This is a genomic window from Neobacillus sp. SuZ13 (assembly GCF_030123365.1).
Classification (GTDB): domain Bacteria; phylum Bacillota; class Bacilli; order Bacillales; family Cytobacillaceae; genus Neobacillus.
Genome location: NZ_CP126107.1, coordinates 2,967,875 through 2,994,471, shown reverse-complemented (window position 1 = coordinate 2,994,471; position 26,597 = coordinate 2,967,875). Strand labels below are relative to the sequence as shown.

Below are 26,597 nucleotides of genomic sequence, written 5' to 3'. Positions count from 1 at the left end.
AATGTAATCTATGAGCATTCACCTAAATAGGATTGGATGGAAGCCTAACTTTATCATTAATAATTAGAAACAAATAGACAATCTCCTTTCGACTGTTATTTAAACTTCATTTTATATTCAGCTTGGAATGTTTCTCCTGCTTCAAGCTTATTCACTCCCATCTTCTCCTTCAAGTTCCCAGATGTTTTATAGGTATCGGCAATACCGTACCAAGGCTCTATGCAAACAAATGGTGCTATAGTGCCAGTAGTGTCCATATATTTCGACCAAATTCCAACAAACGGGAATTTATCAAACAATACTTCTATTCCATGACCTGATTTATTAGATTCCAGTGTAATTTGATCGATATTGCTGTAGACAAGAGCATCATGTGCAAATAAAGAGGGCTTGAGTTGAATTGTTGAAATATCATTTGCATTTCCTCTCTCATGGATCAGAGAATCCTTTAGCTCATATTCCATTACATGTTTATTTGCTGCAGGAGTAAAGTTTAAACGGTAGTCCTCAATGGTTTCATTTTCTACAAGCGGAATCTTATATGCAGGATGAGCACCGATTGAAAAATACATTTCTTCCTTGTTTTCATTTACTATTTTCCACTGAACCATCAGTGAATCCTCTTTGATTAAATAACGAATGATCGCTTTAAATTCATAAGGATAAACATGACTGAAGCGTCCAGCAGACTCAAACACAAAAGAAACGGTTGTTTCTGTCTGCTCTTCTACTTCGAATACAACATCACGCAAAAAGCCATGCTGTGACATCTTGTAGGTATGATCATCCAGTTGATACTGATCCCCTTTTAACCGTCCAACAATCGGAAATAAGACAGGAGAGACTCGTCCCCAGTAAGCGTTATCCCCTGTCCACATATAGTCTAGCCCATTTTTCTTATGCTTTACTCCTCGTACTTCTGCATCGTTTCTTTCTATATCTACCTTTAGCCAATCATTTTCAATTACAAGCATCTTATTTCCCTCAATTCTAATGTTTAAGATGAATCATGGTGTGAAGTTATCCTTCATAATATCAAGTACAAATCTCAATAAATTACCTTGTACCATTTTTTTTGTGACTTTTGTTGCTGTGGAAAGTATTAAATTAAATATTAAATTGACCTTTGGAGAAATTAACCTAAAAATAACAAACATAATTGGAAACATTGGAATGAAACTACTAATGATTTATCATCGTATCCTTGATATAGTATGTGTTGTCGCTTCTGAACGAATTCAAAAACATGAAATGGTGAGTAGTCGCGGTTCCTTTACAGGAGCTGAGGAAAGTCCAGGCTCGCACAGTGCTGAGATGCCTGTAGTGTTCGTGCCATCTGCAAAGGTGGGCAGCCGATTAAACATTTCGGCTGACGGCGGTGAAATCATGCTAAGTCCTTTTGGATATGCTGAGATTAACCTGAAAGTGCCACAGTGACGAGCTTTTCTGGAAACGGAAAAGATGGAACGGGTAAACCCCACGAGCGAGCAACCCAAATTATGGTAGGGGCATCATCCTGCGGGAAATGAACCTAACGGATGAATCGGCCATTGGCCGGTAGATAGATGACTACACTTCTAGTACGAGGCTTGCTGCCGATTGTAGTACGGAAGGACAAAACCTGGCTTACAGCCATTTCATAAGCAAATTATCGTTCAAAGCTACAAATGATTGCGGGTTGGACGAGATTTTAGGGCTTTAAATCAATCGTCCAAGTTTTAAATCCCCGCACAACATACATAAATATTTGTCCCATTCGGATAGCTTGTTTTCATCTGTTGGTAAAATCTAGTAAAAACCTACTTACACAGGTTGTAAGTAGGTTTTATTTTTTATTCGCTGTTTTGTGTGGTATTAAAGAAATCATCAGCCTGATCTTTTTTGTTATCTTTTACCGTATTATGGTTTTTACCCATTTTTCCATCTGACTCATAACTTAAATTCTCCGATGATTTTTTATTCTTTTCCATAACTTCACCCTTTCAAATCTAGTTTGTCCCTCTACATTTTTTATATAAAAATTTTTTTATGATACCTAATAAGGCGCAAAGTCACCAAAATTATGATGTAAGTCGATCAAAAATAATCTTCATTAATTCCTTATTGATTAGCTTGGGAAAACCTTCACAATCTCTTATACACTTTTATCATCTAATCCCTTAATTGTATTGTTCTAGAATCTAAATCATTATAAAAAGACACCCTTTTATTAAAGAAAAGCGCCCGATTGCGGAAGATTGAAAATATTTTTAAAGGCTTAAGGGTCTTTTTTACGCTTAGCTTGATAAGCGGAAAATTGTTCGGGTTTTATTTTTACTGAATGGTAGTCACCATTATTTGTTATGTCACTTGTTGATAGCAACACTCCAACCCCAAAATTAATGTTGGGCTAAAACTCTTCTATAACTATCCATATCAATAATCTTTCAGCTCTATCCCGTTAGCAGCTTTCGCGATCATTTTCGATATCAACTTAAATTGTACAACCATAATGGCGGGAATACGCATCATTAAATTGCGTAGAAAGATTTTGAAGCTTGATTTTTCAATCATACTCCCTGCAGCTATTCGTCCTATTTTTTGATTTTTCTCAACAAACTTTCTCATTTTTTGTTCATAGGCAACAAATGCACGGGCGAAATCGCCATCTGCAGCTTTAAGTTCACCAGCTAATATAAAAGCCCCGACAATCGCCAGGCTAGAGCCTTGACCCGATAAAGGTGATGGGCCATACGCCGCATCTCCTACCAATGTAATCCGCCCCTTTGACCATGTCGGCATGTGAATTTGACAAATCTCGTCAAAATAAAAGTCTGTTGCATCTTTCATGGTTTTGAGTAATTGCGAGGTTTCCCAACCGGTATGGCCTAAGAAGGCATTTTCAACAAGTTTTTTTTGAGATTCTGTATCATAGCGGTCGTACGTCAATTCCGCTGATTGGAACAAGAACATTCCTCTTGCTTCGGTATTGTCACGAGCGCTATACATACCTACAGTTTTGCCTGGTATCGTATATAACAATTGGCGGTGGTCGAGGTTGTTGTAATTCTCGAGGGTGAAAATCGAGATATAACAGCCAAGCGTACGTTTAAACTGTGCTTCATCGCCAAAAGTTAAGGTGCGCACATTTGAATGGAGCCCGTCCGCACCGACGACCAGGTCAAATGTCTGTGGCTTGCCATGTATAAATTGAACTTCAGCACCTGCTTCAGTCTCATGTATTGCGGAAATCGAATCTCCCCAAATGTATTCAACTGTATCCTTGGTTAAATCGTACAAAATGTTACTAAGATCGTCACGCATGATTTCGATGTCCAGACCCTGCTGGTTCCCCATACTTGCTTCGCTTATTTGACATTCAATCTTGCCTTTGCAGTTCACGAAGTAAACTCCAGTCATGTTCGTGTCAGATGCACGAACTTGACCGAGTATACCCATCCCCTTAAGCACCGTAATGGCTGCACCACGGATATCAACCCCGTAACCACCCATGCGCAATGCTGGTGCACGTTCTATTACAGTCACGGAGAATCCGTGCCGATGAAGCCAGTAAGCGAGTGCCGGACCGGCAATGCTCGCACCAGAAATAAGGACGCGCATCCTTTGTTTCATATTTGCTTATTCACTCCTATCCTAATTAAAGTCTTAACATATCCACAGTATATTTACGGTCTTTTTTACTTAATTATCACAACAAAATAATAGGAATTTAATTAATCAACAAAATGGCCCGTTTGCTGACCAATGATTAATCTGGACTCTTCCACTCCCTCCTGCTTCGTTAGCACAAGAAGAAAAAGCCACCATAAATGGCAGCTGGACCTTCAACTCTTGCTCCCGTTAGCTTAACAAGGATTAGTTAACGATAAATACTCTAACAATAATTTTCGTGCTTCTTCGTTGTTCATATATTCTTTGAAAAACGTTGATAATCGGAGATTTTCTCTTCCAAATAACGATATTGTTCAAAAATGTCAAAGAAGGATAAATGAAGCCAATCTACCTGGCCTTGTGGGATTTTCCTTTCCTTTGAATACATAGCTTAAGCATCCAGCGATATTCATCCAATAGAAATTCAGATCGGCCTTTAAGCAATCCTCCTTGGGAATCTTCTTTTTGAAATCCTTTTGCATTTACAAACTTTACTAAATACTCTGCATGGATATGACCATCTTCAACATGAAGTAAAACATGAGTCGCAGCCGCAACCTCCGCTACAAATTAAACAATCTTAAAAGAGTTTTAACCAGGCCACTTTCTTTTCTTTCATTTCTACACTCCCTCCAATTCTTTATAGTTACTAGGATGATTGAAATATATAGTAATTGAAAAAGAAAATAAAATTGACATAGACCATTTGCCATAGCTTGCAAAACACTAGCCGAATAATAAGAAAACTCAATTAAATAATCAGACAATTAGGTATAACGACACTCTTTTGTTTTGGTATATTATGGTAACATTAAAATAATTTTAAACAAGGAGGAAATGTATGACTAAGACCATCGGCCTTATTTGTGGTAGTTTACGAAAAAACTCTTATAATCGAATCATTGCTCAATCATTAACAGAGATGGATGATTCCCTTCAATTTCGTTGGATCGAGATTAATGATCTACCTTTGTTCAACGAAGACTTAGAAATAAGTGTTCCAGAAACAGTGACATCATTTAAATCTGCTATCCAGGACGTTGACGGTATCATTATTATAAGTCCAGAGTACAATTCTGGAATTCCAGGCGTATTAAAGAATGCGTTGGACTGGGCATCAAGACCTCGGGAATCCGCCGTTCTTAGTAGAAAACCGGTTGGTTTAATTGGTGCAACTCCTGGGGGATTAGGTACTGCCTTTGCTCAATTGCAAATAAGACAAGTACTAGAGGCCATGCAGGTTCATGTTCTTCCATTTCAAAAAGTGTTGATTTCCCAAGTACATAAAAAGATTGATTCTGAACAGAAAGTCCTTACAGACGAACAAACAAAACGTTATCTTCAACAATATTTACATCAATTTATTCAGTGGATCAACACACTCCAGCTCTAGATTAATTGAAAAAGTCCAAGCTTTTTCAATCATTTTTATGAAAATACTACTAACACATAATGAGTTTTTAGAAAACGAATTCCAGTAATCCGTTCGTTCAATTACATTGGAACAAACGAAGGAGTTTAACATCCATTTTCCAATCTATGAATCTTCTTCGATTACTTATACTTAATTAAAGGGAGGACAATAAAATGTCTGATTTCTATTCTCGTCTTAATAAAGATGATGCTGCCGTTCTTTTAGTTGATCATCAAACCGGCCTTATCTCCGGTCTTGTGCGTGACTATGGTGTTGATGAATTCAAGAACAATGTTATGGCTCTTGCTAACACTGCTAAGTTTTTTGATTTACCAGTTATTTTAACAACAAGCTTTGAAAACGGGCCTAATGGGCCACTCATGCAAGAATTGGTTGAACTTTTTCCTCATGCGCCAAAAATAGCTCGTCCTGGACAAATTAACGCATGGGATAATGAAGATTTTGTCAAAGCAATCGAAGAAACTGGGAAAAAACAACTGATCATTGCGGGCGTAGTAACAGATGTTTGTGTTGCATTTCCTGCACTTTCCGCTGTGAACGCTGGTTATGAAGTATTTGTTGCTACTGATGCTTCTGGAACATTCAGTAAACAAGTAGCGGATGCGGCATTAATGCGTATGGCCCATGGTGGGGTGCAGCTTCTGAACTGGTTTAGCATAGCATGCGAATTACAACGTGATTGGCGCAATGATGTTGAAGGTTTTGGCGCTTTAATTTCTCGCCATCTTCCTGGTTATCAAAATCTTATTGGAAGCTATAGGGGAGCTCAGAGAGATTTCAGCAAGCAGCCTAACTAGAATAGCAGCTTATTTATAACTCACTTTTTCCAATATAAAGCTTCTGGCTTATTCAGGAAAAAGCGTCTTTCATAAGTAACTAAAGCCTAATTTCTCACTTATAACACCTGAGAAATTAGGCTTTTTATATATGTATTTCCTTAACGTTGTAAATCCGCGTTTTGACATCGGTAATGGCAAATAAAAAAGCAAAACTAGCACAGTATTGGCTATTAGGTATACTTTGTAATGTATTCCGCATCTCCCAGCATGGCGCCAGCAATCGTCAGAAAATCTTCTTGCCCAATCTCAAAATGACCATAGCGGAAGGAATACCCCCAATTTCGATTCCCACGCGTGAAGCTAAGCTTCTCCAATAAATCGGCAATCTTTACTTCCTGACATGGTATATATCGGATATTTCGGCGGAATGGCACAAAGGATTCGGACATCTGATATTCGTATACTCTTTCATCAGCAACCTGTCCAATGGCGGTGAATGCTTGGAGCGCCTCTCCCTTTGCCAAATCCGTTCGTGGAGAGTAGTATATCAGCCAATCGTTAGGACACATACGCTTTAAAGGTCCTGATTTGCCATGGCAGAGCTGGGCAAATCCACCTAAAACCCCCAGCTTTACATGTGATGCGGATACGACGCCAATCCAGTAGCGGCTTTGCTCACCTAATAATCTTGTCATGTCCCTCTCCATCATTTAAACGTTCCTTTCTAAATCTTTTTTCAAACGGTCCAACTGAAGAAGATGATGACGAAAGTGCATTTCAATAAGTAAAAACCACTCTTTCGCATGTAACGCACCGAATCTCGGATGGGAGACTGTATTCTGTTTTGGTGCCTTTTGAAGTTTTGGCTCCGCTTCTTCCATTCGATGGATTACGGTGTTCAAACCTTGGATCAGTTGTTCTTTGCTTTCCGGCTGCACAGGTGTATACTGTGGGGAATGCGGAACTTTAATACGTATGGGAGGGAAGCCATTCTGTTCAAATATCGCTGCACCTTCCCTTGTTTTTTCCATTGGAGAGACCAAAGCATTCTTGCTCTGCATTATGCAATGGTCAATATTGCGAAGATGCATATAAAGAGCCGAGTTAATCAGATGCTGATACATTTGTCCAATCGACCACTCGTCCTCACTCGGTTGTCTCTTTAACTGCTCCATACTGAAATTATCCAATTCACCAAGATAATGAAACGCTAAGACTTTAAACTTCTGTAATGCTTCCATTGTATTCATATCCTTCAAACAACTCCTTTATCCTAATTTAATCTGACTATAACAAAACGCTACTGACAACAGTATGTCAGTAGCGTTTCAACATTTTTTCGGCTTCTTCACGAATCCGTATTCGGAAAGATTCAGGTTCCAACACAACGACATCTGCACCCCAGCCAAGTACCCAATGCAGTAGCTCGTCTGGCTGACGAACGCGAAAGTTCGCAAGCAAACGATTCTCATGCTCCTCTATTGCTTCCAAGTAAAAGTTGTTTGATTCCCTCACTTTATCTGCTATGTCAGGGTTGATCTGAATGATTACACGAACATTGCGATCATCCGGTGGCTTGTAATCGTTCAAATTAAAATCGCTTGGTACCTTGAAACGGTCTTCAAGAATCGTAAGCCCGGTCATCCTTGACAACCGGAAATGACGAATTTCCTTACGCAGATCACACTGTGCAATTAGTATCCATGATCCTTTAACAAGCACAAGTCCATAAGGAGCCACAACACGAAAGCTATGTCGATTCCCATCCGCTTCGGGTATTCTTTTCAAATAATGGAAGCTTATTTTCCGCTCCCCCAATATCGCTCCACGGACTGATACGATGTATTCTTTCTCTTTTACCCACGTAACATCTTCACCAGAAGAAAGCAACCGTATCGTCTTACGCACCCGAGATGTTTCTCTGCGAACACTTTCAGGTAAGATAGCCTCAATTTTCCCGCGAGAGGTTTGAGCCCCAATGCCATAGTCAACATCAAATCTTTGTTCGATAAAGTCCGTTCCTATGATCAATGTCACGGCTTCTTCCACTGTGAAACTAATCGGTGGAAGAAAATATCCCTCCATCAAGGAATATCCCATTCCGGGGGCTCCTATCACCGGTACACCCGCCTCACTCAGAGCCTGAATATCTCGATAGATGGTCCTCACACTTGTCTCAAATGTAGATGCCAAATCCTCAGCTCGTAAAACCTCTTTGCGTTGCAACTCAAGCACTATGGCTAACAATCGATCTGTCTTGTTCATACAACTATATCTCCCCGCGAAACTAAATACTATTTTTGGAAAAGTCTATTTTTTCAGTCATCATTTTTTTCCACTTTTTATCATCCTTGATGTTTTGCCAAAGGATTCCCAATTAAAAGACTACTATAAGTAGTCCATCCTTAGTGTGCCATTTCTTGCACACTAAGAAAAGCTGCCACAATTGGCAGCTCTGTATTTCGCTAATTTAAGTGTAATTCTCAACATACATATGCGTATCTTGTTTTTGATTTTCACAAAAAAACAGAACATTTTCAAAGTAATGCATTGCATTAGGTTTATCCAACAGTTTCTTTTTCAAAGCAACTGTCAGTCGAACTTTTTAATCATTTTATATCCGAAATATAGAATCGTAAACCATATAGGTGCTACAACTAAAGCAATTCGCATTCCCTCAATAAAAGCCATTAAGACAATGACAAGTGCTAAAAACATCAATGCTAAATAGTTTGAAATTGGATATAACGGAAGTTTAAATGCTAGTTTTTCAATTTCTTTTTTTGTTTTTGATTGCCTGAACTTCAAATGTGTAATAAGGATAACCGCCCAGCTGGTAATAACCGCTACTGTGGCAACAGAAGAAATGTACATAAACACTTTTTCGGGAACAATGTAGTTCAGTAGTACGGCCAATAATAACAGCGATGACGTGAACAGTATTCCACGGATCGGGCTGCCATTCTTATTAAGTTTTCCAAAATATTTCGGACCGTTATTTTGCAGGGATAAATTGTGGAGCATTCTTCCGGAACTGAATAACCCACTATTAAAAGCAGATAATGCGGCTGTTAGGACCACAAAGTTAATGATATGGGCGGCACCAGGAATTCCAACTTTATCAAAAATTAATACAAATGGGCTGCCCTTCGTGCCTACTTGATTCCAAGGATAGAGAGTCATCATAATTCCCAATGCACCCACATAAAAAATTAATATCCGCCAGACAACACTGTTAATGGCCGACGGGATTGATTTTTGAGGATTTTTTGCCTCTCCTGCCGTAATTCCAACCAATTCCACTCCACCAAATGAAAACGTCACAAAAACCAAGGACATTAAGATTCCTTTGACTCCATTTGGCATGAATCCACCATGAGTCCAAAGATGGGCCAAACCTACGGGCTGACCTCCGTTTCCAATTCCAAGAAAGATGATTCCTAATCCAACGAGAATCATTCCGATAATGGCTACAACTTTAATCAATGCAAACCAGAATTCAAACTCACCAAATGCTTTTACATTAGCAAGGTTTACCATGGTAATCACGACAAGCACAGCGAGTGCTGTCAGCCATTGTGGAATATCTGGAAACCAGTAATTCACATAAACACCAACCACGGTTATTTCCGCCATTCCAGCGACAAGCCACATAAACCAATAAGTCCAACCGCTAAGGTAACCTGCAAACGGCCCTATATATCGATTGGCGTAGGAACTAAATGAACCCGAAACTGGTAGATCGACTGCCATTTCACCTAGTGCTCTCATAATGATAAAAATAACCAAGCCTCCGATTAAATAGGAGACCATGATGGCTGGTCCAGCCATTTGAATGGCTGCACTTGAGCCATAGAACAGTCCGACTCCAATGGCACCTCCAAGTGCAATTAACTGGATATGCCTGTTATCTAAACCCCGTTGCAGATTCTCACTTTGATGATTATTACCCAACCTAAATTCCTCCAATTAAAACTATTTGTTCGTAAAAAAGTTAAGAAAAAGTACATTTTTAAACTGTACCTTAAAAACGAAGATAATGCTAGAAGAAGTCTGAAAAGATGAAAAAATTATCTACTAACATAGAAGCATAGAACTAAACTTGGTTCACATCAATCTTCTCTCTTCATTTAAAAGGTTATAAACTGTTAAGAATTTTCTAGCAATGATCGGAATTAACGCTTTTCCGCCTTATGTACAGCATCTGCAATATATCACTTGGAATGGTGCACCTCTTATCTTTGTTTATATATATCACAGATAAGCATCCAAAAAGGTTTATTTTAAGAATAATTACTCTAAATTAATTTGTGAAACGATAATTTGTGAGTGAACGTAAAATCCTCAAGTCCATTAATGGATCGGACGGGATTTTTTTAAGTTAATACACACAAAATGAGAGGAATAAAGTCTAAAGGAATATAGTGGGATTTACTTTCCACCTTCATTTCTTATAAATAGAAAGAAGAAGATTCTGAAAGGTTGTGCCAATAAGATGCTTTATATTAGGGATAGGTACCTTATTAAATAAGCTAAACACTTACCTATCATTTATGGTAAAATAAAGTTCCTTGGCAGGGGCAATTTAAAAAAGCGAGTTGGGATTTTATGACCAACTCGCTTTTATCTTTCCTTTTAAAGGATCATAATATTTCTCTTTCACTTAGATACCTAAAATGCTCATTAAAGCAATCCTCAACTTCCTGCAACCATTTTCTCGGACTTCCACCTCGTCCCCTTGGCAAGGGATGCTTGAACTTTAGATCATCTTCTCCGGGTATTCCTAAAACTACTTTATTCTGAGGTAAAGTTGAAAAACATCTTTCAGCTAGCAGTTTAAATGGTTCACAGTCAATAATGTCTCTTCCCCACGCTAAAAATATAAAAGCATCATCGACTAAAGAAGAATAGATGTTTTGCAGTTCTTGTTGTCGGTCACGAGAGAACAAGCTATGAAAATCAGAAACTAAGGATAAAAGGTCACCTGCTAAGCTACCGCTTTTAGTTGTAATCTGATAGATTCCAATTTGAGTACTACGCTGATTCGTTAAAAGATATAAATAAAAGTATCTGTCCTCTGGTGTCATTTCCTCTGAAACCATTGGATCCATCCAAAAATCAATACGTACTTTTCTAAACTTTGCCATCCTCAACCACTGCCTTTCTTCTAATAAAATTCATTCATATTTCATATAGAAAGAAACGAAGAAAAAGGTCATAGGATTTTCACTAGAAAGTGAATTTTTTATGACACTCTTTCTATCTCCATGTCCTTTACGCGGGATTTAGGTGAAAGCCCGTATCCTCTGCTCTTCTACGATATCGAGTTTGGCAGGGTAATGCGAATCACCAAATTTCAAATTTGAGGGCATTTTTTGATGTTTTAGTCATTTTTCAGCTTATTTTATGTAAAAGCGTATATCGTCCAAAATTAATTTTCCAAGCCTAATTTTTGCGTGGGTTAGCCTCCACATATGATAGAATAATGGTAAAAAAGTTAGGTAGGTAAGGTAATGTGATAAATTCCCCTTATTTGAGAAGTGTAATTTTAAAGCGAGAGGATGTACCTGCATTTACCCAGTATCCATTCAATCTTCCTAGTATTAGGTCATTAGATCATCTTCCCTTTCATCCCAAGGTTACCTACCTGATTGGTGAGAATGGAATGGGGAAATCTACATTATTGGAGGCGATCGCCGTTTCATTAGGGTTTAATCCAGAGGGTGGATCCTTTAATTTCAACTTTTCTACGTTTGATTCCCACTCTGAATTAACAAACTATCTCAAATTGATCAAGGGGATTGATAAGCCAAGAGACGGTTTCTTCTTACGTGCGGAAAGCTTTTATAATGTAGCTTCGAATATTGAGGAATTGGATCAGGGTGGTGGAGGTCCGAAGATTATCAACTCTTTTGGCGGACAATCCCTTCATGAACAATCGCATGGAGAGGCCTTCTTCTCCACCTTTGTTCATCGTTTTGGCGGGAATGGAATCTATATCCTTGATGAACCTGAAGCGGCTCTTTCTCCCTTACGGCAAATGGCTATGGTTACTAGAATCCATGACTTAGTGAATCAACACTCCCAACTCATTATTGCAACCCATTCACCAATCATCATGTCGTACCCAAACTCACTCATATACGAATTGAGCGAAGATGGAATACAAGAGAAAAAACTTGAAGAAACCAATCATTTTCAGATCATGAAACAGTTTTTAAATGATCCTAAAAGGATGCTTCATCATCTTTTGGAATCTTGAGTAAAGACTTAAGAAACAAAGGAAAAGGAAGCACGCGTTCCGCTCCCGTAAGTTGACATTTTACCCTTTTAACTCATTGGATACTTTCAAATAATGTTTAAGATTTGAACAACTAATGATACACATAAACTTATAAGGAAGGTTACGAGCCAATTTTATTTATCGGTTGTTTTCAAAAGCATGTTTAGTCGATCCAATTGCGCCATACAGACTAAAAAGGCGGCTAAAATCATAATAAACTCCAAATAAATCTTGAATAATAGTTTTGTGTTTTTTTATTTAAAGGAATCCACTTATTTATTATCATTATTCTTATTGAAGATTGAAAAAACAATAAACGATCAGTTACTCAATAGAAATTAGATTAGCGGCAAGTTCTAAAACCACAGTATTATTTTCATTTTTATCTATCCATTTTTTAACACCAGCTAAATTGATTCACAATAAATCTTAGGATTTAAAATTCCTAATTTATTATCTTGGCGAAAAATAAAATTTGAATTAGCATCAAACATAACCTTTGAAATCCCTAGTGTTTGAGCTTCGTTTTGTAAATATATTTTTTGATCACCTACTTTTCCATTCCCATTATGTAAAAAACGTATCGTAAAGCATAGGCATTTACACCCGTAAAAAAAAACAATATTATTTACTTCTACATCCTGTGGAAATGGACTCTAGTTGCTTGATTGTAAGATTACCTATTAGAATTTGTACAGCTGCCTCTTTTACTTTCTGCCAAAAGATCTAGGTTCATTTTATCCATAAACCTGCCTCGTTTTTGTTGAAAATGTATAGCTAAAAATTCCTAAATCCTAAAACCCTAACATCACCCCGATGAAGCATGGGATTTCATTCGAATTTCGTAGGAGCTGAAGACTTTTCCATATAAATAAGCAAAACTGAATTGTAAACCAGATGCTATGTAAAAAGGCAGGGCCAGTGAACCCAATCCAAAAAGATAGCCGGTGAAATACGGTCCAATCGATATGGGCAGCCTTATTGAAAAGATATTGATGCTTGATGCGAATCCACGGCGCATGTCACGAGTTAAACTCACACTCAACGCTTGCTGTGCCCCTTGTGTACCTCTGTTTAAAGCCGTTCGTATGATATACAAGACAGAAACAAGTGCATAGGACGATAGTAAGGGCATCAAAATCAAAAACAGGCTTGCAATGAAACGTACTAGCACAATGGACCTTATTGTCCCGTGTTTGTGGGATAATCTTGCTTGTAATACCGAGGTAACACCTGTCGCAAAAAAAGTGACAGCCAATGTGCCTCCAATCTGTATACTGCTTACCCCGAATTTAGCCGAAAACCAATAAGACATCATCGGTCCCGTAAGCCCAATGGCAATCCCGTTAAGGATGTTAATGGCTGCCAGCTTTAAGACCGCAGAATTTTCTTCGCGCAGGATTCTCTTTTCCTGATCCCCTGACTCCTCTTTTATATATCCTGGTTGTTTATCAGTTTTTCCTTCCTGAATGGTTAAAATGATTGACGCGGTCACAAAGGATAAAACGAAAATAAAGAAGAATATAGGGCGATAGGAAGAGTCTCCTAGAAAGTTATGATTCCATAAGGCCGTGATCCCCGCCAGCATTGCACCCGCCGCCATTCCGAAAAAGCTAAGAGCATTATTCAGACTATATACCTTTCCACGCTCTATTTTTGGGATAAAGGCCGCCAGCCAAGCCTGCTCCGCCGGGGCACACGGACTGGGAGAACCGGCGTCCGCTTTCCCAAAACCAGAAAGTGTGATTGCAATAAATAACAAAATAGTATTTGTAGATAATATCCCAATCAACGCACATCCGGTTGTTAATAGTTCAGAAAAAAGGATAAAGGGTTTTCTCCCCAGTCGATCGCTATAAATACCTATGACTGGGGCTAGTCCTACACCAAGCAAACCTCCGGCAGCAAGCACACTTCCAATCGCCGTTGTGCTCCAACCCAGTGCAGCGAGGTATAGAGACAAATCAACAACTAGCATGCCTTGTCCAATACTTCGAATGGCATTGACCAGCATAAGTTTTTTGGCCGCCGGATGAATTTGTCCGGCTCCTTCAACATCGTTCTTACCAAACACAAACTTCAACTTTATCACTTCTTTTCTATTTTTCTTACATCATTTTTAATAAATATGGGGTGATATCGGTCAACCGTGGGTTATTGTTACTCTACTTAAAAGAGTTCCAAATCATCCTGTCATTTATTCATGGCCATTACCGTTTATCTTTAAAGGAAACATCACAATATGTACATAATGTCTTTAGAAAACAAAAACACAAATAGCGGAGACAGCATAAGTTGTTTAAAATGGTGATGTTCGAAGCAAAATAATTCGAAAGAATCTGGACTGACTGATGAAAAACGAGGATCGTTTATTAAGGAGGGAAGGAAACGACATGGGTAAGCATATAAACAAATGGAAAGAATTCATACAAAATCTTAAACAAAGTATCTATATCGTGTATCTTGCATACCGTCATCCGAAAACACCATGGTACGCTAAAGCATTTTCATTAGTGATTGTTGCCTATGCGTTAAGCCCCATAGACCTTAATCCAGATTTCATTCCAGTATTAGGTTACTTGGATGAAGTTATTCTGCTTCCCTTGGGGATATTAGGAGTGTTCACTCTGATACCGAATCAAGTATTGCAAGAATGCAGGGTGACGGCCTCCCGAACGCCTAAAATGCTGCGGAAAAATTGGGCGGCAGGTGTTGTCATTCTCCTCGTTTGGATCAGTATCGCGACCACGGTTCTTTTCAAATGGGTCATATAAAAAAGGTGCCAAAGGTTATGTATGCAGCCCTTTAGCACCAAATTTACCATCACATTTGTTTATTAGAGTTTTATGTTTTTTTTTGATGCGGTTCTGTCTAGCTGATATCTTCGATAGATGATGGGTGATGACTGTATAATGGGGTTGGAATTAGCGTCCTTTACAGCTTTTTCAATCAGATAATGTTTTGGAGCCCATTGGCAGACAGGGTCTGTCGCATAAGCGTCCCCAGTTAAAGCAAAAGCCTGGCAACGGCATCCACCACCGTCTTGGTGTCTTAGTTCACACGAAAGGCAGGGTTCTGGCATCCATTCTTCACCGCGGAAATGGTTAAAAGACTCTGATTCATTCCAAATATGCCTCAGTGACGAATCAAGAACATTTTCAAAGGAGAAACCCTCAATCATCCCGGCTGTTGGGCAAGGAAGGACTGCCCCATTTGGTGCTACTGTTAGGCCAATCGTCCCCCATCCCCCCATACAAGGCTTAGGTGCTTGAGCATAATAATCAGGAATAACCCAAATGATTTCGATTTTTTTCCCAATGCGCGCTTTTGCGGCCTCATAGATTTCACGGGCACGTTCAATCTGAACACGGCTTGGCAATAGCTGCTCCCGATTGAGCAAAGCCCAGTTATAATACTGTGTATTCGCCAGTTCCAGACGTTCAGCACCCACCTCTTCGGCGAGCTTGATAATCTCATCCAAATAATCAATATTCATTCGGTGCAACACGACATTTAATGATAAATACAATCCAGCGTTTTTTACCGCTTTGCAAGCTTCCCATTTCTTGTCAAAAGCCTTATAGCCGCCGATGATGTCCGAAAGCTGCGCTTCGCCTGCCTGAAAGCTCACCTGCACATTTTCCAGGCCGGCATCACAGAGACGGGCTGCCTTTTCAGTTGTTAATCCAATGCCGCTTGTTATGAGATTGGTATACATCTCTAATGTATTTGCATGGCGGATTAGAACTTCCAGGTCGTTCCCTCGCAAAAGTGGTTCTCCACCGGAAAAATGAACTTCTACCACTCCCAGATCAGCAGCTTCAGACAAAACACGGCACCACTCCCCAGCCGATATTTCCATTGCCTTTGAAATCATTTCTAAAGGGTTCGAACAATATGGACAATGCAAAGGACAGCGATGAGTTAGCTCCGCGACCAAGGAATATGGGGGGGGAACCCCATTATTATTCTTTGTTATCGACTGAACCATGATTATGGATCACCACCCAACCCTGATCCTCCATCTCCCGGAGAAACTCAGAAATATCAGCCTTCATCGTTATCAAATCAGGCAGAGCACTTGTGTCTGCTGTTTCTGTGTCTGCCTGCAGGGAGGCCCTTATTTTTTCAGTGATGGTGTTCACGGTTTGTCTCCCGTCACATAAAGTAAGAATAGATGCAGCCGCTTCGTTCAAGACCACGACCTTTTCCGGTAACAAAAGAAGATTCTTTTCCCTCACCTTATCAAATTTTAATCGCGCCTTTGCTGCGAGTCTTGGAATACTGTCAGCTAAAATTGACTCCACCACCTTTCTTTTATTCTTCGGTGTGATAAAACCATCGTTCACTCATACAGGGGATATGCGTTTTCGATGGCATCAAGCTGTGCCCACAACACATCACACTTGAAACGCAGTGCGGCAACAGCCCGCCTTTGATCGTTCGGAGTTTGGCAATAGGTTAACACAAGTCTAAGGGCTGTATCGGCATCACGCGGCGCCTGTGAAAGGCGATTTTGAAAATATTCCAGACCTGCACGGTCAATCCACGGATAAAGCCGCTCAAGGATTTTTATTCTCTTTGACATTAAATCAGGAGAAAACAATTCGGTTAGGGAGGAAGCGACGGCTTCGATCCATGGTTTTGTCCTCGCGAAGTTTACATAAGCATCCACGGCAAATCGAACACCGGGAACGACTCTGACTTCCTGTGTTACTTCTTCCCGGGATAACCCCACAGCTTCACCAAGCCGAAGCCATGCTTCAATTCCACCTTCTTCCCCTTGCGTTCCGTCATGGTCAATGATTCGCCCAATCCATTCACGGCGCATATCCCTTGACGGCAGCCTAGAAAGAATAGCTGCATCTTTAATCGGAACAGATATTTGATAATAGTACCGGTTAGCCACCCAACCGCGAATTTGTTCTCTGCTTAATTTCCCTTTATGCATCGCTACATGAAATGGATGTTTGTCATGATAGAAGGAACTCCCGACAGCTTTTAATTGCTCTGTGAATTCATCCCTCGTCCATAGTTCTTCCTCTGTTTCATTTAACACCTTTTCTAGGCTTGGGAAATCACCTTGATTCAAAATGTTCACACCTCCACTTCCATACCGTCATAGGCAATCTCAATACCAAGCCGTTCCAATGTATGCCTTTCCATTGAGTCCTTCTTTAGAATCGGGTTGCTGTTGTTAATGTGAATCAGGATTTTCCGCTTGGCTGAGAATGTGGCTAGCTTTTCAGCAATGCCCGATGGACCGCTAATTGGTAAATGTCCCATACTTCTTGCATCGCGCTTGGTTGCCCCCATCTCAACCAATTCAGTTTCTGACCAAAAGGTTCCGTCAACCATCAAGATATCCGCCTTCTGAAAGCAAGCTTCTATAGCTGGGGTGATCCTTTCCAAAGTAGGAAAGTAAGCAAGGCTTCTGCCGGTCCTCTCATTATGAAGAACTAGCCCGACCTCCCAAAAATCTTCCGGGTCCTTCTCCTCCTTGTTTGACCGGGTATAAAGCGGCGGTTTTTTAGAAACGGGGACCGTCTCGATGATGATTTTTTCTTCTTTTCCTACACCTGGAGGTCCTATCCGCTTGCGATGATCAGGGTGAAGATACTGCCATTCCCATGAACAATAGTTTTCCAGTAGGGGTAATACTGGAAAAAACGTCTGCAAACTCTTTCGTACAGTCTCAGTTCCATAGATGGTTAAACAAGAACCCTCCCGTAATGACAATAACCCAATCGTATGATCGAACTCGGCGTCGGTTAAAATAACACCAGCCAGCGGAGTCTCTCTTATACCTGGACCCGGATGCAGAGCAGTAAACGATTCAATCTGTTTGTGAACATCCGGTCCCGCATTGATGAGATACCAATCCTTTTCATTCGCACTTACAGCAAGCGATGATTGTAATAACGGCTGGAGCGAATCGTTTCCTTCGCGGACACTATGGCAATTTGGACATGCACAGTTCCACTGCGGAAAACCGCCACCGGCCGCTGCTCCTAAGACTCTAATTCGAATTTGGCTTCAGTCCTTTCACTGGAGACTTGAACACCTACTTTGCCAATATCCTTAGGTTTGCCTAATGCCCTTGCAACTTGCCACCCAATCGCCATATTCACTACAGCCATGAGGGGATACAGGAGATAGTCACCCACAGGATCTGGGAGCAGGAGATCGACGGCCAGCCATCCTCCGGCTATTGCACACCCAATCATCGCGCCAATCATTGATTTTAGGTAACGATTTATTTTCATATGCCCTACCTCCGTTGATTTATTAAACTATTAAAAGCATGCATAAGAGGCAAGATGGCTGTGCTGCTAGCCAATATAGGCATACATTGTCACCTCAGGAGATGTATTGATCACTTTATACTCAGGCTTCACCCACATGTTAGATACCCCCTTTCATGACACTCACAATGAAGATTCTCACCTGCGCGGGAGTGTCTGATTTTCCCTTTCAAAATAATCATATGTAGATAAATATCTCAAAATAACCAAAATTTAGACAAGAAGTTGTCCTAATGTGGTATTGGATTTTGCAATATATTGCAAAAAGGGACAAGAACAAAAAAGAAACAACCTGAGTCCGGATAATGATTGAACTCAGGTTGTTTACGTTATGATTATCTGCTTACTAATATAATGATTTATTAAATAATCTAACTCTCGTTGTTTTACAGGCAACTCTTCTTCAGTTAATTTTTTCTCTTTCTACCTCAGTACTGACTACTCTTTATCTTAAAATTAACTGTCCATTGACCCGTTTGATTCATTATTCCATGTGTGTGAAATGACAATTCAGAATTATCTGATCTGTAATGTTGCAGCTGTGCTAATATCGTTCCTTTATACTCATTATTACTTATTTTCTTAAACGATTCTGATTCCTCACGAATTAACGTATTCCCAATCCAAATATACGGGTTTGTAATCAAACTTTTAGTATTCGAACTAACTTGTATATTTGAATTTGAGGTGATCGTATAATGCAGCTGAATGTCTTGGCCGTGGTTTATTATCGAATAGTCATTGATGGTTAACCTGATTCCGTTATCCTCGGATGAACCTAAGCCTTTACTTGATTGAGCATTGGTTAAAGTTGGGTAGGCAAATCCAAAGAGTAAAGAAATACATAAGGCGACACCAATGAATCGCACGGTATAAATCGGTAACTTCCTCATTTTACCACCATCCTTATTTTTCGTGTATATCTGATGTTTCGCCAATTTATAATTATCCTTTTAAGAAACAATCTGAGTCCGAATCAGGGAATCAGATTGTTTCTAAAGTAATAATCATTTCTTTTTAGATAGCCATTCTGCTAGTGCTTCTGCCTCTTTACCTTTGGCCATACCTGCTGGCATGCGGTCGCCACCATTAAGAATTTTATTCAAAATGTCCTCTTTAGACATAGTTTTACCTATGTGTTGAAGATTAGGTGCTGTTGCGCCTTGAAGATTATCCCCGTGACAGGAAATACAACTTCTTTTGTAAACCTTTTCCGGATCGATAACAACGTCTGCTTCCCCTTGTAATTTTGCATTTTTATTTATAACTCCAGGTTTTAACTTACCTCCGAGACCATAAACAACAACCTTCGTACCACCAGTAATGACTGCAACATATTCTTTGCCGTCAACGGTATATATGGAAGGTGCCATTTTGATTTGTTTTCCTCCACTTTGCATACTCCATAATACTTTACCTGTTTTAATATCAAGAGCATTTACCTTTCCATCTAATTCCCCGTAGAAAGCAAGACCGGCGGCCGTACTTGTGAATCCGCCATACATCGGATCGTCCGTTTTATTTTGATATACTTTTTTCCCTGTATTCATATCAATTGCAGTAATGGTACCAGAAACATCAACATCCTTTGGCAAAGGAAGGATCTTTGTACCTGGGAAGGTATTATTATCTTTTGCAATCTCTTTTGCATCTTTAGCCGCTACCATTAAATTAGGGCTATTAATACCTGGTATAAGCACATAGTTGGTTTCAGGGTCATAAGTCTGTGGAGCATAGCTTTCTCCACCTGGCGTTCCTGGCCATTGAAGTACAGCTTTACTCTCATCGCTTGGTACGTCCGAATGTTGAATTTTTACAAAAGGTACCCCATCATAAATGGTTTTCCCTGTTTTTGCGTCCCAAGCATACCATTTTCCATTCTTACCGCCTTCTACCACAACCTTTTGCTTTTTCCCACCGACCTTTGCATTGAGAATCATCGGTGTCGCAGCAGCGTCATAATCCCATATATCATGATCAACTTGACTAGATGACCATTTAAACTTCCCTGTTTTACTATCTAAAGCAGTGATAGAATCGGTATATGGATTTTTTCCTTTTCTATCTGCATCATAAAAGTCCGGAGCTGGATTTCCTACTGCAAAATACATCATATCTGTATCTGGATCAAACGACATCGGTGTCCATACGGAACCTCCGCCCGTATATTTACCTTTCGCCCAACCCGTTCCTCTTTTAGGAACGGTCCAAAACGGCTCTTTCCACAGCGGTTCCAGAGTATCTGCTTTAAACGCCCAAACAAAACCTCTTGTACCATTATCACCACCGCTGCTTCCAACGTAAACGTTGCCATCATAATACATTGGAGCTGAAGATTCATAATATCTGTTCTCTAACGTAATAGTAGATTCATGATCCCAAAAGTTGACCATTTTTATCAGTTTTCCGTTCTTCGCATCAAGTTTGGCCAGCCGATTATCTATCATCAAGACAAATACATTCCCATTGGCCACTGCGACACCCCTACTCGCCACATTGGACTGCCATGGCAAACCATTAATATGATCAAGTACGTCCTTGGGCGGTGTCCATGCCCAAAGCTTCTTTCCACTTGCGGCATCGATTGCAAACACATGATTTTTCGAACTAGTCACATACATGACCCCGTCGTGGACGACAGGGAAATCTTCTTGTAAATTTGGAACATCCTTATTCCAATCTAAGATATCCTGCTGCCATGCAATCCCCATTTTTTTCACATTATCTTTTGTAATCTCTTTATAGGGCACATGTCGGGTATGTTGAAGGTCATACCCCCAATTTGGGAATCCTTTCTCATCTTCCTGATTTGCACGGTTGGATTCCTTGGTTTCTTCTTTGTTTTTTGCATTATTCTTGTCATTATTCGATTGACAGCCAACTATAACCATACTCGCTAGCAAAACTAAACCTAACGACTTTAAAAATCGCTTCACGGAAGTACCCTCCTGACATTATGAAATAATAAATTGATTTTTTATGATGAATTACTCCATTTAGAGTCTTTAAACCTCCTTAAGACATTCTAATTTTTATAAGAACATTGGTATAATTACCTAAGGCACAATAGATTATGCAAATTATGAATAATTCTTCCTTCCCTCTTTTTATAATGCGAATGATTAGTTTTCGATGAATTTCACTTTACCTCATAAACGATGACCAATCCCCTTAATGATCAAATGTTTTTTTATCAAAAGTTTAATTGAACTGTTGTACGACCAATTATCCATTTTAAGCATAATAAAAGACCCCTAGCCAATGACTGAGAGTCTTTGAAACACCTATATTAACTTTTTGAGAACTGAGGCGCACGACGAGCCCCTTTAAGACCGTATTTTTTACGTTCTTTAATTCATATATATAATAGGAAGAAACACAAAACAATATAGTACCAAAAAATTCCTATTTTAAAGGGCTTTTTTAGGTGTTTTGGAAATTTGATTATTTATCATTCTACATGTTTCGCGGTCAAAAGGCGGAAAAACAAAAGAAGTGTTTACATCATGCCGCCCATTCAATTTTGAATTGAATAGAAGTAAATATTGTTTAAAAATCAAACAAAAATGCGGTTTCAAAAATTACTCGTTAAATAATTTTAATCACCATCCAAAAATAATGCGGACAAACTTGCGGACATTTAACCCTTAAAGAGCGTATTTTTTTCGTTCTTAATTTACAAATAGATCATCTTCCCATTCATCCCAAGGTTACCTACCTGATTGGTGAGAACGGAATGGGGAAATCTACCTTATTGGAGGCGATCGCCGTTTCATTAGGGTTTAATCCAGAAGGTGGATCCTTTAATTTCAACTTTTCTACGTTTGATTCCCACTCTGAATTAACAAACTATCTCAAATTGATCAAGGGGATTGATAAGCCTAAAGATGGTTTCTTCTTACGTGCGGAAAGCTTTTATAATGTGGCTTCGAATATTGAAGAATTAGATCAGGGTGGTGGCGGTCCGAAGATTGGCGGACAATCCCTTCATGAACAATCGCATGGAGAGGTCTTCTTTTCCACCTTTGTTCATCGTTTTGAAGGGAATGGAATCTATATCCTAGATGAACCTGAATCGGCTTTTTCTCCCCTACGGCAAATGTCAATGGTTACTAGAATCCATGACTTAGTAAATCAACACTCCCAACTCATTATTGCAACCCATTCACCAATCATCATGTCGTACCCAGACTCACTCATATGAATTGAGCGAAGATGGAATACAAGAGAAAAAACTTGAAGAAACCAATCATTTTCAGATCATGAAACAGTTTTTAAATGATCCTAAAAGGATGCTTCATCATCTTTTGGAATCGGAAGTGGAGTTTTAACAGTGAGAAAAACAAAAGGAATCACGGGTTCCATTAGCGGGTTCCCTTTGAGGTGCAAACCTTGCAAATCACATCGTGTTTTTTGTTACTAATATCAATGAAATTCTCAATTGTGCTCTTTGAGTAAATAACATCAATAAACGTAAAGAAGGGATAGCTTAATGGCTATCCCTTAAATTCTACCGTTAATCATTTTTTGACTTAATATCTGGGTCATTTTCTAATGGCTTTTGAAGTACATCCACAATGGCCGCAATGATACTAGTTGCTAAAAGACACATTAGACTTAGTGATATTGGACCTGCTGGGTCGTCTCCACTGATTATAGAAATCACCTTAAGGCTTATTATCATTAACACGATGAAGAAAATGGCTGTAAAAGCACATTTTTTTATAACCTTCAAAGATTTAAGAGATAACTCGGAGAAAGCGTTGTCCCTTTCGATATAGGTTAATAGTTTATATACTTGATAGAGCGAAAAAGAAAATGTAATACAGATTCCATACGCACATACTAAAAGAGGATATATCGAGTAATCCCCACCTGGATGTGCTTTTATATCTCTAATGGTTAACACAGGCATCCAATAAATACACAAAGTAAGCACTGCAATTCCAACCAGAAAAATAATGACCTTTAAGAAAGTGGTAGAACCTCGTTTAACATTCATTTAATACACCTCACTTATTTAATGACAATCCGACTTTAACATATAATTTATCGATTTACAATAAATTAATATCATTTTTTATTATATTATTATTGTTATTGAAATATCCTTTTAATTTTGAAAAAATAAAAAGCATTTCTCATTACAAAGAAATGCTCTTACTTTAAAATTTCCAAATAAGTTTACATAATATTATTATTTTATTTAAAACAGCAAAAAACTTTACTAAGGTAGCTTAGTCTTTAATTCGTCTCAGGCAGTGACATTTCAAACTGCAGCTACATAGGATTAAGTGGAGGTGTCACTAATGAAGAGATGGTTAAAAGCAGTCATTTTGACATACCTTTCCCTTCTGTTTTTTGGCAGTTTCCTTGCGGTCGGCATGTTGGGGACCGGTGCACTGGAAAAATTCCTTCCATTCATTTCTGATATCAAAATCTTTTTGTACTATTTTTTCGCAGGAGCCATTGGCGGTTCCCTTAGGCATCTATATATGTTCTGTACTCACTATATGGAAGATGAATTAAACGATTATCGAAAATGGATTATGTATATTTTTTATCCAATTTTTGCTACTGGTACGGCAGTCGTTGCTGTCACTATTATTCAAAGCGGGATTCTTTTAATTCAATTTACTGATTATCAAGATACTCCTTATGCTCCGATTAGCATTGCGTTCTTTGTAGGTTTTGGTTTTAATCGCTTTGTTAATAAGCTTAACACCGTATCTAAAGATATTTTTCAGACGAATAACAAAAAAATGGACACAGTTGAAAAAGCAAGTGTTGAAATTGAGGAGTCCTCTGGTGAACAAATGGAAAGTCTCAATAATTCTACCCATAAATAAAAAAGTCCGTCATGTGAAAAGTCACATGACGGCTATTTGATTTAATCAATTATCTTTGTTTCATATTTAATATTGTATAAAGCTCATTCAAATCATTGATTTCATAAGTAGGAAGAATACCAGTGTTGTTTGGTTTAGCATTCGGGTTGAACCAACAAGTATCAAGGCCAGCAAGCTGTCCGCCTTTAATATCAGAGCTTAGTGAGTCACCGATGATTAAAGCTTGTTCTGGTGAAAAATTAGGAATTCGATCAAACACATAATCAAAAAATTCCTTCATTGGTTTTTGGAAACCTGTATCTTCCGAGACAAAAATCTCCTTAAATAACGGGTGAAGGCCGGAGTCACGCAATCTCTTATCCTGTGTTTTTGAAACACCATTAGTGACAATGAATAATTCATAATGGTTCTGAAGTGCTGAAACCAATTCAAATGCACCACTAATTAATTGGTGGCCTTCCTCTAAATAGCCCCGATAGTTCTTTTCTAATAAAACACCGTCCGCTATTTGTCCTAATTCCTTAAATAAAAGGGAAAAACGAGTATTGACCACTTCGTCTCTGGATATTTTTCCTTCTTCAAACAAACTCCACAGTCTTTGATTTATTTTTTTATAACTGTCTTCCATTTCCTTTGTTGGCGGGATATTCTGACTTTCAAACAACAGATTCAAGGCTAGCGCTTCAGCTGCAGCAAAGTCCAATAACGTATCATCTACATCGAAAAGTATGGTTTGATATTTATTCAAGATCATTTCCCCTTTGACCATTAATACCGTTTTATTTTAACGTACAAAAGCGCCAAGTGCCATCAATTTTACCCCATAGAATCTTCCCTTTTGGAATATCTATGGAGTTCAATAAAAAGAAAAAAGTGCCTAAGCACCAACTAAAAACTGAAAGGTGTCAGGCACTTTGAACATTGGATATCCTCCTCTTGAAATAAACCCACGATTTCACTCCCTAACTCCAATGTACTACAACGAATAACTATCCCTAAAGTTAGGATAGTTTGGTAAAGTTTTGTAGGTTCACTTCAAACCGATGAAATATTTTGAACGAATCTCTGTGGAAAAAAGGTTCGATTTTTATAATTTTTTCGTTAAACAAATAATTCGGTTGACTTCCTGAAATCCACTCTTCAGATGAAATCTTAAACTATCTATGTTATCTAGTTCCAGATCACTTGCAAATTCTTTACAGCCCCGTTCCTTTGCCCAAATTTCACAGGCTGCCAAAAGCTGTTTTCCCATCCCTTTTCTTCGAAAGCCCTCCTGTACAAAAATTCCTTCGAGATATCCCACTGGACTACTTTCCGTTCCTTCCACATAATCCTTCCGAAGCTGACATTGAGCAAATCCAACAAATTCCGTTCCTTCTTTTGCTAAAAAAATTGCAGCATCTTGGTCATGTAATAATTCACTAAATTCTTCCTTCAACTCATTTGAATCACATTCCGGCCAAAGCATCGATGCAAACTTTACAATTACCTCCAATTCCTTCTGCGTGGCTTTTACCAAATATCTATTCCTCCTAACGAACTGCTTTTCTTATTTGATTTCTCTTCTACAATTTATTAATTATAAATGTATCTAAGCACCAAAGGTGTTAGGCACTTCGAACAATCGATCTTTTCCCCTTCATCCCATCATTTGTTTTACTTTTATCCCATTTCTAACATCCTCAACCGTTCCTTTATATATATTGTAGGTTTCACCATGCTCTTTTACTTCCCCTGCCTTTTTAAATCCCAAACGTTGACAGATTCGATTCCCAGCTTCTGTAATCGCGATCATACCAAATTCCTTTATCACGACTCCAGTTTCCTGAATATCTTGGATCCAATCCAGCAATTCCATAATTAATGCCTTACTGTATTTCTTCCTGTCTTCATGAAAGATATCAACTATCATCGAAGATAAATAAATATACACTTCTCTCTCTTTCTTATACGCTAACGCGTGATGACAAATTCTTGATTCATCTATTTGACCCGATAATAATCGATCATACGTTCTTTTATCTAAAGGGATTAAACTGCTATAACCTTTTAACTCTCCATTGTCCTCTACAATTTTATACACTCTATTGTTTCGTTCAAGTAATCGTTCTACAAATGCACGCTCAACTTGCCAATCTTGAGGGTATAACTTTCGGTCCAATTGAATCATTCCATTTAAATCCGATAGTTGGCCATAACGAACATTGAGTTTCGACATCATTATTCCTCCCTTATGAAAGAAATCACACGAAAAGTCTGGGCATTACATGGTTAAGTATGTCTTATTAACATTCC

The 26,597-nt window shown here is 38.8% G+C and carries 26 protein-coding genes, 1 other RNA gene and 3 pseudogenes; 7 read left to right on the top strand and 23 right to left on the bottom strand.

Annotated features, from left to right (window positions below; genetic code table 11):
• Window positions 1–95: 95 nt before the first annotated feature.
• Window positions 96–974, bottom strand: coding sequence for an aldose 1-epimerase family protein (locus QNH17_RS14615; protein WP_283879344.1), 879 nt, complete (start codon window positions 972–974; stop codon window positions 96–98).
• Between the two features lie 276 nt (window positions 975–1,250).
• On the opposite strand from QNH17_RS14615, the gene rnpB reads away from it, so the two are divergent.
• An RNA gene (gene rnpB, locus QNH17_RS14610) (RNase P RNA component class B) lies at window positions 1,251–1,634 on the top strand.
• Window positions 1,635–1,832: 198 nt separating this feature from the next.
• On the opposite strand, the gene QNH17_RS14605 is transcribed toward rnpB, so the two are convergent.
• From QNH17_RS14605 to QNH17_RS14595, 4 genes and pseudogenes are all read right to left on the bottom strand, one after another.
• Complete coding sequence (locus QNH17_RS14605; RefSeq protein ID WP_283879343.1) at window positions 1,833–1,970, bottom strand: hypothetical protein; 138 nt, start codon at window positions 1,968–1,970, stop codon at window positions 1,833–1,835.
• A 445-nt stretch (window positions 1,971–2,415) separates the two neighbouring features.
• On the bottom strand, window positions 2,416–3,612 hold the full coding sequence (locus QNH17_RS14600) for an FAD-dependent monooxygenase (protein ID WP_283879342.1): 1,197 nt from the start codon (window positions 3,610–3,612) through the stop codon (window positions 2,416–2,418).
• Window positions 3,613–3,904: 292 nt separating this feature from the next.
• Window positions 3,905–4,133 (bottom strand): annotated as a pseudogene (locus tag QNH17_RS30035) (YxiJ family protein).
• 1 nt (window position 4,134) lies between these two features.
• Window positions 4,135–4,270, bottom strand: a pseudogene (locus QNH17_RS14595) (low temperature requirement protein A); the annotation flags it as partial.
• A gap of 222 nt (window positions 4,271–4,492) precedes the next feature.
• Here QNH17_RS14595 and QNH17_RS14590 point away from each other — a divergent pair.
• The gene (locus QNH17_RS14590) at window positions 4,493–5,044 is read left to right on the top strand and encodes an NADPH-dependent FMN reductase (RefSeq protein ID WP_283879341.1); all 552 of its coding nucleotides are present in this window, start codon (window positions 4,493–4,495) and stop codon (window positions 5,042–5,044) included.
• Between the two features lie 194 nt (window positions 5,045–5,238).
• Window positions 5,239–5,883, top strand: a complete 645-nt coding sequence (gene ycaC, locus QNH17_RS14585; RefSeq protein WP_283879340.1) for an isochorismate family cysteine hydrolase YcaC — start codon at window positions 5,239–5,241, stop codon at window positions 5,881–5,883.
• Window positions 5,884–6,095: 212 nt separating this feature from the next.
• Here the strand turns inward: ycaC and QNH17_RS14580 are convergent, their stop codons facing one another.
• The 5 genes from QNH17_RS14580 to QNH17_RS14560 all read right to left on the bottom strand — a co-directional run bounded on the left by QNH17_RS14580 (window position 6,096) and on the right by QNH17_RS14560 (window position 11,012).
• Entirely contained in the window at window positions 6,096–6,560 is a 465-nt protein-coding gene (locus QNH17_RS14580; RefSeq protein WP_283879339.1) for an EVE domain-containing protein, read from the bottom strand.
• Window positions 6,561–6,575: 15 nt separating this feature from the next.
• Window positions 6,576–7,115 carry a DinB family protein gene (locus QNH17_RS14575; RefSeq protein WP_283879338.1) on the bottom strand — a complete coding sequence of 180 codons (540 nt, stop codon included), beginning with the start codon at window positions 7,113–7,115 and terminating at the stop codon, window positions 6,576–6,578.
• Window positions 7,116–7,182: 67 nt separating this feature from the next.
• Complete coding sequence (locus QNH17_RS14570; protein ID WP_283879337.1) at window positions 7,183–8,130, bottom strand: helix-turn-helix transcriptional regulator; 948 nt, start codon at window positions 8,128–8,130, stop codon at window positions 7,183–7,185.
• 327 nt (window positions 8,131–8,457) lie between these two features.
• Complete coding sequence (locus QNH17_RS14565) at window positions 8,458–9,819, bottom strand: amino acid permease (RefSeq protein ID WP_283879336.1); 1,362 nt, start codon at window positions 9,817–9,819, stop codon at window positions 8,458–8,460.
• A 689-nt stretch (window positions 9,820–10,508) separates the two neighbouring features.
• Window positions 10,509–11,012, bottom strand: a complete 504-nt coding sequence (locus QNH17_RS14560) for a hypothetical protein (protein WP_283879632.1) — start codon at window positions 11,010–11,012, stop codon at window positions 10,509–10,511.
• A 368-nt stretch (window positions 11,013–11,380) separates the two neighbouring features.
• On the opposite strand from QNH17_RS14560, the gene QNH17_RS14555 reads away from it, so the two are divergent.
• Window positions 11,381–12,127: an AAA family ATPase gene (locus QNH17_RS14555; protein WP_283879335.1), complete on the top strand. Its 747-nt coding sequence runs from the start codon at window positions 11,381–11,383 to the stop codon at window positions 12,125–12,127.
• An 829-nt stretch (window positions 12,128–12,956) separates the two neighbouring features.
• On the opposite strand, the gene QNH17_RS14550 is transcribed toward QNH17_RS14555, so the two are convergent.
• Window positions 12,957–14,222, bottom strand: a complete 1,266-nt coding sequence (locus tag QNH17_RS14550) for an MFS transporter (RefSeq protein ID WP_283879510.1) — start codon at window positions 14,220–14,222, stop codon at window positions 12,957–12,959.
• A gap of 319 nt (window positions 14,223–14,541) precedes the next feature.
• Here QNH17_RS14550 and QNH17_RS14545 point away from each other — a divergent pair, with 319 nt between their 5' ends.
• Window positions 14,542–14,922, top strand: a complete 381-nt coding sequence (locus QNH17_RS14545; RefSeq protein WP_283879334.1) for a YkvA family protein — start codon at window positions 14,542–14,544, stop codon at window positions 14,920–14,922.
• A gap of 62 nt (window positions 14,923–14,984) precedes the next feature.
• Here QNH17_RS14545 and pqqE read toward each other — a convergent pair whose 3' ends face one another.
• The 8 genes from pqqE to rpsI all read right to left on the bottom strand — a co-directional run bounded on the left by pqqE (window position 14,985) and on the right by rpsI (window position 21,808).
• Window positions 14,985–16,139, bottom strand: coding sequence for a pyrroloquinoline quinone biosynthesis protein PqqE (pqqE, locus tag QNH17_RS14540; protein ID WP_283879333.1), 1,155 nt, complete (start codon window positions 16,137–16,139; stop codon window positions 14,985–14,987).
• Window positions 16,114–16,458 carry a pyrroloquinoline quinone biosynthesis peptide chaperone PqqD gene (gene pqqD / locus QNH17_RS14535; RefSeq protein WP_283879332.1) on the bottom strand — a complete coding sequence of 115 codons (345 nt, stop codon included), beginning with the start codon at window positions 16,456–16,458 and terminating at the stop codon, window positions 16,114–16,116. The genes pqqE and pqqD overlap by 26 nt, the downstream gene beginning before the upstream one ends.
• A gap of 35 nt (window positions 16,459–16,493) precedes the next feature.
• On the bottom strand, window positions 16,494–17,240 hold the full coding sequence (pqqC, locus tag QNH17_RS14530; protein WP_283879331.1) for a pyrroloquinoline-quinone synthase PqqC: 747 nt from the start codon (window positions 17,238–17,240) through the stop codon (window positions 16,494–16,496).
• Window positions 17,241–17,245: 5 nt separating this feature from the next.
• Window positions 17,246–18,172 carry a pyrroloquinoline quinone biosynthesis protein PqqB gene (pqqB, locus tag QNH17_RS14525; RefSeq protein ID WP_283879509.1) on the bottom strand — a complete coding sequence of 309 codons (927 nt, stop codon included), beginning with the start codon at window positions 18,170–18,172 and terminating at the stop codon, window positions 17,246–17,248.
• Window positions 18,160–18,414, bottom strand: a complete 255-nt coding sequence (locus tag QNH17_RS14520) for a hypothetical protein (RefSeq protein WP_283879330.1) — start codon at window positions 18,412–18,414, stop codon at window positions 18,160–18,162. The genes pqqB and QNH17_RS14520 overlap by 13 nt, the downstream gene beginning before the upstream one ends.
• Window positions 18,415–18,881: 467 nt before the next feature.
• Window positions 18,882–19,346 carry a hypothetical protein gene (locus tag QNH17_RS14515; RefSeq protein ID WP_283879329.1) on the bottom strand — a complete coding sequence of 155 codons (465 nt, stop codon included), beginning with the start codon at window positions 19,344–19,346 and terminating at the stop codon, window positions 18,882–18,884.
• Between the two features lie 114 nt (window positions 19,347–19,460).
• Complete coding sequence (locus QNH17_RS14510) at window positions 19,461–21,389, bottom strand: outer membrane protein assembly factor BamB family protein (RefSeq protein WP_283879328.1); 1,929 nt, start codon at window positions 21,387–21,389, stop codon at window positions 19,461–19,463.
• A 353-nt stretch (window positions 21,390–21,742) separates the two neighbouring features.
• Window positions 21,743–21,808: a 30S ribosomal protein S9 gene (gene rpsI, locus QNH17_RS30030; protein WP_481858624.1), complete on the bottom strand. Its 66-nt coding sequence runs from the start codon at window positions 21,806–21,808 to the stop codon at window positions 21,743–21,745.
• A 327-nt stretch (window positions 21,809–22,135) separates the two neighbouring features.
• Between rpsI and QNH17_RS14505 the strand changes: the two are divergent.
• Window positions 22,136–22,784, top strand: a pseudogene (locus QNH17_RS14505) (AAA family ATPase); the annotation flags it as partial.
• A gap of 185 nt (window positions 22,785–22,969) precedes the next feature.
• On the opposite strand, the gene QNH17_RS14500 reads toward QNH17_RS14505, so the two are convergent.
• Window positions 22,970–23,455, bottom strand: coding sequence for a DUF2975 domain-containing protein (locus QNH17_RS14500; protein WP_283879327.1), 486 nt, complete (start codon window positions 23,453–23,455; stop codon window positions 22,970–22,972).
• 307 nt (window positions 23,456–23,762) lie between these two features.
• Here QNH17_RS14500 and QNH17_RS14495 point away from each other — a divergent pair, with 307 nt between their 5' ends.
• Window positions 23,763–24,302: a hypothetical protein gene (locus tag QNH17_RS14495; RefSeq protein WP_283879326.1), complete on the top strand. Its 540-nt coding sequence runs from the start codon at window positions 23,763–23,765 to the stop codon at window positions 24,300–24,302.
• A 49-nt stretch (window positions 24,303–24,351) separates the two neighbouring features.
• On the opposite strand, the gene QNH17_RS14490 is transcribed toward QNH17_RS14495, so the two are convergent.
• From QNH17_RS14490 to QNH17_RS14480, 3 genes are all read right to left on the bottom strand, one after another.
• The gene (locus QNH17_RS14490; protein WP_283879325.1) at window positions 24,352–25,050 is read right to left on the bottom strand and encodes a YjjG family noncanonical pyrimidine nucleotidase; all 699 of its coding nucleotides are present in this window, start codon (window positions 25,048–25,050) and stop codon (window positions 24,352–24,354) included.
• A gap of 339 nt (window positions 25,051–25,389) precedes the next feature.
• Complete coding sequence (gene aac(6'), locus QNH17_RS14485) at window positions 25,390–25,821, bottom strand: aminoglycoside 6'-N-acetyltransferase (protein ID WP_349632577.1); 432 nt, start codon at window positions 25,819–25,821, stop codon at window positions 25,390–25,392.
• Window positions 25,822–25,941: 120 nt separating this feature from the next.
• Window positions 25,942–26,520: a hypothetical protein gene (locus QNH17_RS14480; protein WP_283879324.1), complete on the bottom strand. Its 579-nt coding sequence runs from the start codon at window positions 26,518–26,520 to the stop codon at window positions 25,942–25,944.
• Window positions 26,521–26,597 lie beyond the last annotated feature (77 nt).

Excerpts from the sequence above, each read along its gene's own strand:
- QNH17_RS14520 (WP_283879330.1), bottom strand. The coding sequence starts at position 18,414 with ATGAAAATAAATCGTTACCTAAAATCAATGATTGGCGCGATGATTGGG.
- QNH17_RS14500 (WP_283879327.1), bottom strand. The coding sequence starts at position 23,455 with ATGAATGTTAAACGAGGTTCTACCACTTTCTTAAAGGTCATTATTTTT.
- QNH17_RS14570 (WP_283879337.1), bottom strand. The coding sequence starts at position 8,130 with ATGAACAAGACAGATCGATTGTTAGCCATAGTGCTTGAGTTGCAACGC.
- QNH17_RS14560 (WP_283879632.1), bottom strand. The coding sequence starts at position 11,012 with ATGGCAAAGTTTAGAAAAGTACGTATTGATTTTTGGATGGATCCAATG.
- QNH17_RS14615 (WP_283879344.1), bottom strand. The coding sequence starts at position 974 with ATGCTTGTAATTGAAAATGATTGGCTAAAGGTAGATATAGAAAGAAAC.
- ycaC (WP_283879340.1), top strand. The coding sequence starts at position 5,239 with ATGTCTGATTTCTATTCTCGTCTTAATAAAGATGATGCTGCCGTTCTT.
- QNH17_RS14495 (WP_283879326.1), top strand. The coding sequence starts at position 23,763 with ATGAAGAGATGGTTAAAAGCAGTCATTTTGACATACCTTTCCCTTCTG.
- QNH17_RS14480 (WP_283879324.1), bottom strand. The coding sequence starts at position 26,520 with ATGTCGAAACTCAATGTTCGTTATGGCCAACTATCGGATTTAAATGGA.
- QNH17_RS14575 (WP_283879338.1), bottom strand. The coding sequence starts at position 7,115 with ATGAATACAATGGAAGCATTACAGAAGTTTAAAGTCTTAGCGTTTCAT.
- QNH17_RS14590 (WP_283879341.1), top strand. The coding sequence starts at position 4,493 with ATGACTAAGACCATCGGCCTTATTTGTGGTAGTTTACGAAAAAACTCT.
- QNH17_RS14545 (WP_283879334.1), top strand. The coding sequence starts at position 14,542 with ATGGGTAAGCATATAAACAAATGGAAAGAATTCATACAAAATCTTAAA.
- QNH17_RS14580 (WP_283879339.1), bottom strand. The coding sequence starts at position 6,560 with ATGACAAGATTATTAGGTGAGCAAAGCCGCTACTGGATTGGCGTCGTA.
- QNH17_RS14600 (WP_283879342.1), bottom strand. The coding sequence starts at position 3,612 with ATGAAACAAAGGATGCGCGTCCTTATTTCTGGTGCGAGCATTGCCGGT.
- QNH17_RS14515 (WP_283879329.1), bottom strand. The coding sequence starts at position 19,346 with ATGAGGAAGTTACCGATTTATACCGTGCGATTCATTGGTGTCGCCTTA.
- pqqE (WP_283879333.1), bottom strand. The coding sequence starts at position 16,139 with ATGGTTCAGTCGATAACAAAGAATAATAATGGGGTTCCCCCCCCATAT.
- QNH17_RS14605 (WP_283879343.1), bottom strand. The coding sequence starts at position 1,970 with ATGGAAAAGAATAAAAAATCATCGGAGAATTTAAGTTATGAGTCAGAT.